This is a genomic window from Frankia sp. CcWB3, from assembly GCF_977927595.1.
Genome location: NZ_CDWRCK010000128.1, coordinates 5549 through 12473, shown reverse-complemented (window position 1 = coordinate 12473; position 6925 = coordinate 5549). Strand labels below are relative to the sequence as shown.

General features: G+C 70.0%; 5 protein-coding genes and 1 pseudogene. 2 read left to right on the top strand and 4 right to left on the bottom strand.

Going from position 1 to position 6925, the window contains the following annotated elements; translation table 11 throughout:
- Positions 1-20: 20 nt before the first annotated feature.
- The gene (locus ACY5KJ_RS11590; protein ID WP_462187752.1) at positions 21-1244 is read right to left on the bottom strand and encodes a glycosyltransferase 87 family protein; all 1224 of its coding nucleotides are present in this window, start codon (positions 1242-1244) and stop codon (positions 21-23) included.
- A 359-nt stretch (positions 1245-1603) separates the two neighbouring features.
- Between ACY5KJ_RS11590 and mptB the strand changes: the two genes are divergently transcribed.
- Entirely contained in the window at positions 1604-3211 is a 1608-nt protein-coding gene (gene mptB / locus ACY5KJ_RS11585) for a polyprenol phosphomannose-dependent alpha 1,6 mannosyltransferase MptB (RefSeq protein WP_462203352.1), read from the top strand.
- A 31-nt stretch (positions 3212-3242) separates the two neighbouring features.
- On the opposite strand, the gene ACY5KJ_RS11580 is transcribed toward mptB, so the two are convergent.
- Complete coding sequence (locus tag ACY5KJ_RS11580; protein WP_462187750.1) at positions 3243-3716, bottom strand: VOC family protein; 474 nt, start codon at positions 3714-3716, stop codon at positions 3243-3245.
- Positions 3717-3815: 99 nt separating this feature from the next.
- Positions 3816-5392: pseudogene (locus ACY5KJ_RS11575) on the bottom strand (FMN-binding glutamate synthase family protein).
- 442 nt (positions 5393-5834) lie between these two features.
- Here ACY5KJ_RS11575 and ACY5KJ_RS11570 point away from each other — a divergent pair.
- A complete protein-coding gene (locus tag ACY5KJ_RS11570; protein WP_462203351.1) occupies positions 5835-6017 on the top strand; it encodes a hypothetical protein in 183 nt (60 codons plus the stop codon).
- Positions 6018-6076: 59 nt separating this feature from the next.
- Here the strand turns inward: ACY5KJ_RS11570 and ACY5KJ_RS11565 are convergent, their stop codons facing one another.
- Positions 6077-6730, bottom strand: a complete 654-nt coding sequence (locus tag ACY5KJ_RS11565; protein WP_462187749.1) for a TIGR00725 family protein — start codon at positions 6728-6730, stop codon at positions 6077-6079.
- Positions 6731-6925 lie beyond the last annotated feature (195 nt).

The following is a 6925-nucleotide window of genomic DNA, read 5'->3' as shown; positions in this document are numbered from 1 at the left end:
CCCTAGTTCCCCTAGCCCCCCTAGCCCCGGCGCACCAGGTCCGGATGTCGCATTCCCCATGATCGGCGGTACAGGTCCCGGCGGCCGGCGACGTGCGCCAAGGTGACCAGGAGCACGACACCGGCGATCACGTAGGCGTTCGTGAGGAGGATGGTCGGGTCGCGGTGGTGCGGCCAGTTCTGATCGTGGGGCGTGATCCACCAGACGGGGGAGGCCACGAACAACACGTAGCCGGCGAGCGCCGCTCCGACGTACCGGTGTGAGGCTCGGCCGTTGGTGGCGTTGGTGGCGAGCCAGAGCAGCGTCGGCACCGCCCACACCCAGTGGTGACTCCACGAGATCGGCGAGACCAGCAGTCCGGTGACCGCGCAGGCGAGCAGGCCCGCGACGGGCTCCCCGCGCCGGTGCAGCCGCACCGCGAGCGCCAGCCCGGTGACGGCGACGGCGGCCACCATCAGCCGGTGGATCTGGACTACCGACGCGCCGTCTCCCCAGATCCGGGTCATCGCGCCGTACAGCGACTGGTTGCCGGCGTACGTGACCGAGCCGATCCGGCCCGGATCCGCGAACACCCCGCCCCAGTAGGCGCGGGACGCCGCGGGTGCCAGCGCGAATGCCACGGCATGGGCCGCGAGAAACGTCCCCACCGCTCCGATCGCCACCCGGCGCCGGCCGGCCAGCCACAGGTAGGCCACGAAGATCAACGGAGTCAGTTTCACCGCCGCGGCGAGACCTGTGAGAGCACCCGGTGGCAATCGGGTGAACGGTGTGGACCGTCGCCCGGGCCCGGCATCGAGCCAGACCGCCAGCATCAGCAGGATGTTGACCTGCCCGAAGATGATGGTGCTGCGAACCGGTTCCGTCGCGAGCGCCGCCACCACCAGCAGCAGCGGCGGCGCCCAGCGCGAGCCCAGTGCCCGCCTGGCCCCGACGGCCCGCGCGGTGCCGGTCGGCGGGATGAGCCAGGCCCGCAGCCTGGACAGCAGCAGGATGAGTGCCGCGACGGTCAGCGCGGCCCAGACGACCTCGGCCAGCCCCAGTGGGATGGCGGCGAACGGCGTGAACAGCACCGCCGCGATCGGCGGGTAGGTGAAGGGCAGGCCGGCCGCCGTACGCACCTGGTAAAGGGCGGGCCCGTCCCAGACGGCCTGCCCACCCAGCCGGTAGACAGCGAAGTCGGTCTGCGGCTGCGGTGCGATCATCACCGTGAGCACCACCAGCGCGGCGGCGACGCCCGTGGTCACGACGGGCGCCGTCGGTCGCGCCGAGGCGACCGGCACCGGTCCCGGGCCTGCCGTCTCCCCGTCGGGGCAGGCGGTACCGGTTGCCGGGCGCATGGTTCGCGCTTGCCGCATGCGTTCGGCATAGCACCCCGAGGCGGTCCGCCAGCTGGGAGCCCGGCAGCCACCATCAGCCGTTCATCCCGGCGCCATCCGCCGGTGGCCGTCGGCGCTGAGGCAGGACACCGCGGGCCGAGGCAGGACACCGCGGGCCGGGCCGGTGCCCGTGGGCTCCGACATCCTTACAGGACAGGTATTGTTCACCGGGTGGTCCCGGGCGCGCCGCCTGTTGGCGAGGTAGAAACGTCAGGCTTTGTACCGGAATGGACAAGATAGAGGACACCGCGCCGCACGGAACCGCCCGACCGGGCGATCCTGGTCGACGCCGTTCGTCGTGCATCGGTGGGGGCGTTGGCGGACGCCTCGACGGAGGCGCCGTCCTGCTCGCGGGATGTGGGACCGCCGGATCGGTGCTGGTGGTGCTGGTAGCGGGGCGACTGGCCCTGCAGCCCGGAGTCGTGACCCCGTCACGCTGGTTCGGGCTGCTCGACCCGGTGCCGCTCGACCGCCCCTCTCCGCTACCCGCTTTTATGATCATCGGGGTGGCGCTGCTCGTCGGCGCATGGTTCCGGTTGTGCCAGCGCGCGCACCAGGGCGACCTGTCGGTCCCGCGGATAGGCCTCATCATCGGCTGCTGGGCCGTTCCGGTGCTGCTCGGCCCGCCGATCCTCAGCCTCGACGTCTACTGCTACACCGCGCAGGGGACGATGCTCGCCGCCGGGCTCGACCCCTACGCCACCGGGCCCACCGCGCTCGGCGCCCGCCCCGTCCTGCTGGCCGTCGATCCGATCTGGAGATCAGCACTGTCGCCCTACGGGCCGGTCGCCCTCGGCTACTTCCGGCTGGTGAATGCGCTTGCGGGCGGTGACGTCCTGCGCGCGGTCGTGCTGCACCGGGTCGTCGCGGGGGCGAGCGTCGTCGTGATGGCGGTGTGCGTGGTGCGGGTGTCCTCCGTGGCGCGCCGGCCCTGGGCGCTGGCGTTCTGCGCGGGTAGTCCGATCGTGCTGCTGCAGCTCGTCGGCGCGATCCATCTCGAGGCCATCCTGCTGGCGCTGCTCGTCGGCGGTCTGACGGCGGTGTACCGCGGCAGGCCGGTACTCGGTCTCGTCCTCATCACCGCGGCCGCGCTGGTGAAGTGGCCCGCGGCCTTGGTCGTCGTGGTGGTGCTGGTCTGGCGGTCGGTCAGGGCAGTGAGTGCCGCTACCGCCGCGACCGAGGCCGCGACCGCGGCCGCGGCCTCGGTCGGATCGGGTCGGCGTGCGGCCCAGCTCCGTCGCGTCGGTGCCGTCGCTGGGCGGGACCTCGCCGTCGTGGCGAGCGTCGTCGTGGTGCTGTCGAGTCTGGTACCCGACGGCTTCGGATGGCTGCGCGTCGCGCGGACACCGGCCGCCGGACTGACCCTCTACGCCCCGACCACCTGCCTCGCCGATTTTCTGTCCGTCCTGGCGAGGATGGCCGGATCGGCGATGCGCTTCGAGGATCTGGTGGGACCCACCCGGGCCGCGGGTGTGGCCGTCGCCGCCGGGATCTTCGTCTGGCTGCTGGTGACCGTCCGCGACCGTGAACCGCATGCCACCGCCGGGCTGGCACTACTCAGCCTGGCCCTGCTCGGACCCGTTCTCTACCCCTGGTATCTCACCTGGGGCGCCGTGCTCCTCAGCCTGACCGGGCAGGCGCCGCGACGGGTGCTCGGGGCGGTCACCGTGGTCGGCTCGTTCCTGGCCCTGCCGCACTGCGAGCTGTTGTTCATCGAACATCCGCAGGTTGCTCCCTGGTTCGTCCGGCAGGGGCCGATCGTCCTGCTCCTCGGCTTGACCTGCGGCATCGCCGTGGCCCTGGCCGCCCGGCGTCGTCCTACCAGCGTGCCCTGAGCGCGGCGCCCGTTCCGTCCGTCGCCGGGTCTCACGCCTCGTCGGCGGCCCGGCGCAACTCCTCGATGTCGAGCTTCGACATCTTCAGCATCGCCTGCATCGCCCGCTGGGACCGGCCCGGGTCGGGATCGTCAAGGAGCTCGGGCAGGGCCGTGGGCACGATCTGCCAGGACAGCCCGTACCGGTCCTTGAGCCACCCACAGGGTCCTGCCTCGCCACCGTCGGTCAGCCGGTCCCAGTACTCGTCGATCTCGGCCTGGGAACCGCAGCCGACCTGCAGCGAGATCCCCTCCGAGAAGGTGAACTCGGGTCCGCCGTTCAGCGCGACGTACTCCTGACCATCCAGTTCAAACCGGACGGTCATGACCGTACCCTCGGGACGGGGCCCGGCCGGGCCGTAGCGGGTGATGTCGACGATTCGCGAGTTCGGGAAGATCGACGCGTAAAATGTGACTGCCTCCTCGCCCTGAGTATCGAACCATAGACATGGCGTGATTGCTGGCATCCTCCGGCCCTTCCTGTCTGTATGAGAAGCGCGCGGCCATTTCCCGCACGAGCTTTTCCCGAAGAGCTTTTCCCGAAAGAGCGTCGTGGTACCCTTGGATTAGGGGCGAAAGCGGTCCGGGTCGGCCGCGGCCCAGTCCGCCGGCGGCTCGGCGAGCAGTTCCCCGGGTTCGAGCCACTCGTACAGCTCGGCGTAGCTGCGGGTGTCGGTGTGGGTGACCCGGCGTATCAGCATCCCCGGGTGCAGCTGTTCGGGACCGGCGCAGCCCAGCGAGGCGATCACCTGCACCGCCTGGGCCACCGTGGCCTGTTGGTAGCGGCGTACCCGCTCGCCCTTGTCCGCGACGTCCACCGCGCGGGCGCGGCGCGGATCCTGGGTGGCCACCCCGACCGGGCAGGTGTTGGTGTGACAGCGTTGCGCCTGGATGCAGCCGACCGCCATCATCATCGCGCGGGCCGCATTGGTGTAGTCGGCGCCCTGGGCGAGCCGTTTGACGATGTCCACCCCGGTGGCGATCTTGCCGCTCACCCCGATCCGGACCCGGTCCCGCAGGCCGACGCCGACGAGTGCGTTGTGCACCGTCATCAGGCCCTCGGTGAGCGGAGTGCCGACGTGGTCCTCGTACTCCAGCGGCGCGGCGCCGGTGCCGCCCTCACCTCCGTCGACGACGATGAAGTCGGGGGTGATCCCCTCCGCCAGCATCGCCCGGCAGATCGCGAGCAGTTCCCGCCGGGACCCCATACACAGTTTGAATCCCGTGGGCTTGCCGCCCGCGAGCTCCCGCATCCGGGCGATGAACAGCACCAGTTCCCGCGGAGTTGAGAAGACCCGGTGTCCCGGCGGGCTGACACAGGTCACCCCAGCCGGGACACCGCGGGCCCGCGCGATTTCGGCGCTGACCTTCGCCGCGGGCAGGATGCCGCCGAGGCCGGGCTTGGCGCCCTGGCTCAGCTTCAGCTCGACCATCCGGACCGAGGGAAGAGCTGCCTTGTCCTTGAACAGCGCCGGGTCGAAGTCGCCGTCCGCCGTGCGGGCACCGAAGTAGCCGCTGCCGATCTCCCAGACGAGGTCGGCGTGGTAGCGCAGATGATGCTCGGTGAGACCGCCCTCCCCGGTGTCGTGAGCGAAACCGCCCGCCGCCGCGCCGCGGTTCATCGCGAGCACGGCGTTGCCCGACAACGCTCCGAAGCTCATCGCCGAGATGTTGAGCAGCGCCATGTCATACGGCCGGGTGCAGTCCGGGCCGCCGATGCGCACCCGGGGCGACGGGGTGCCCGGCGCAACCGCCAGTGGCACCGTCGAATGCAGCAGGTACTCGTAGCCGACCGCGTTGACATCGCGTTCGGTGCCGAACGCCTGGTCGCTGTGGATGCCCTTCGCTCGTTCGTAGATGCTCGTCCGGATGTCGCGGTCGAACGGGCGGCCGTCGTAGTTGCGTTCGATGAAGTACTGCTGGATCTCCGGCCGGATGGACTCCAGTATGAAGCGGAGGTGGCCGAACACCGGGTAGTTCCGCAGGATTGCGTGCCGGCGTTGCGTGACGTCGTGGACGGCCAGGGCGAGCAGGGCGCCGGACACGGCGGCGGCCCCCACCAGCCCGCCGACCACCACAGCCCGGCGGCGATCGCCGCCGCCATGAGCCCCGCCAGGGCCGGCACTATCCCGAACGAGAACATCGCGATCGCGATCCTTCCCTGCGCCGGCCGTGCGCGGGCCGCGGCCGGCGGAACCCGGCCGATCTGCCTGGACCCGTCGGGTCCGGCGCCTTCGACGCTATACGCCGGACGGTTCACGGAGTGTTCCACGGCCGTGCCGCGGCCGCGGGGACACGCAATGGGCGGGGACCCGCAATGGCGAGCGGGCCGTCGGTGAACAGGGTGACTCCCTGCTCACAACAACTTTCACAGTATTCCGGAATGTCCGCCTCTTTCCCTGGGGGCATCGGACGGATAGTCGCCGCCGCGTTCGTCATCCTCCACATCGAGCACAACAGGACGACCTGCCTGCACAGCGCCACGACCCGTTACGCGGAAAGGTTCGGCGCTTGGCGCTTGGCGCTTGGGAGTCGAAATGAAATAACTTGCGCGTTTCGAACCCTCCACAGGCCTGTGACCTGCGATGATGCTCTCGATCACGTATTTGTTACTTCATTACGTCCCCTTGGCGCACTGTGCACGGTGCACGTGTCGGTGCGCCGGAAGACCTCTCGTCCGTGCGAGCATCGGTCCGGCTCGGGTGCGGTCGCCACACCAGAAAATTCGAGACTCCGGGAGTACGACAAGACCACGATCATGCCGTTAGGCCCGCTGGTTTCGACTGCTCGGCCCCATGCACCCGGTCGCGGTTGTCCGCTGAAATTCCTAAGACCGAAATAGCGACTCTTTTGCGCCGAGAGCCTCGCTCGACCATAATGAGAAAGGTGGATTTTTTATGCGATCACTGCGCCTGATGGCCGCTGTCGGCGTGGACAAAAAGCGGTAGACGTCATCAAGCGGTAGACCTCGTCGAGGGCCGGCATCATTGAGGTGCGCTCGAAGGAGCGGCACCACATCGTCCACATCCTGGACCGGGATGACGGTCGGCAGCGATGAATCCTGGGCGTCCACGGCCCAGGTGTCGAGACCGATCACCGTCTTCCCGGCCCGGAGCGCGAAGGAGATCTCACTAAGCGTTCCCCAGCTTCCGCCGACGGCGACCAACGCGTCGCTGCCGCGGACGAGCAGGCCGTTGCGCAGCTCGCCCAGCCCGGTCGGGAGGCTGACGGTGAGATGGTCGTTTCCCTCGTCCCGGGACAGGCCCGGCAGCAGCCCGATCGTCGTCCCGCCGACCGATCGGGCGCCCCGGCAGGCCGCTGCCATGATCCCGCCCAGGCCCCCGCAGACGACGTACCAGCCGACCTCGGCGAGACGCCGTCCGACGGACTCGGCGGTGGCGACCTCACGGACGGTGGCCTTGGCCGGCCCGATCACCCCGATGTAGACTTCGTCCCGCCGCATCCGCCCGTCCCGCCGCATCCGTCGATCCTCCCGCCGGTGAGCCGGTCGAGCGACCGCGCGCCGCATCGGACAGCCGCATCGGACAGCCACATCGGAGAGTCCGCGCCCTGCACGCTTCGTCACGTTTTATCGAGGCCCGGCGGGATAGTAGAGACCCTGTTGGGGCCGCCGGCCCCGCCAGCAGGGCCGACTGACCGGATGGACGGACCGGAT

Bases quoted from the DNA above. Each gene is read 5' to 3' on its own strand.
- mptB (WP_462203352.1), top strand. From the start codon at position 1,604: ATGGACAAGATAGAGGACACCGCGCCGCACGGAACCGCCCGACCGGGC.
- ACY5KJ_RS11580 (WP_462187750.1), bottom strand. From the start codon at position 3,716: ATGCCAGCAATCACGCCATGTCTATGGTTCGATACTCAGGGCGAGGAG.
- ACY5KJ_RS11570 (WP_462203351.1), top strand. From the start codon at position 5,835: ATGATGCTCTCGATCACGTATTTGTTACTTCATTACGTCCCCTTGGCG.
- ACY5KJ_RS11565 (WP_462187749.1), bottom strand. From the start codon at position 6,730: ATGCGGCGGGACGGGCGGATGCGGCGGGACGAAGTCTACATCGGGGTG.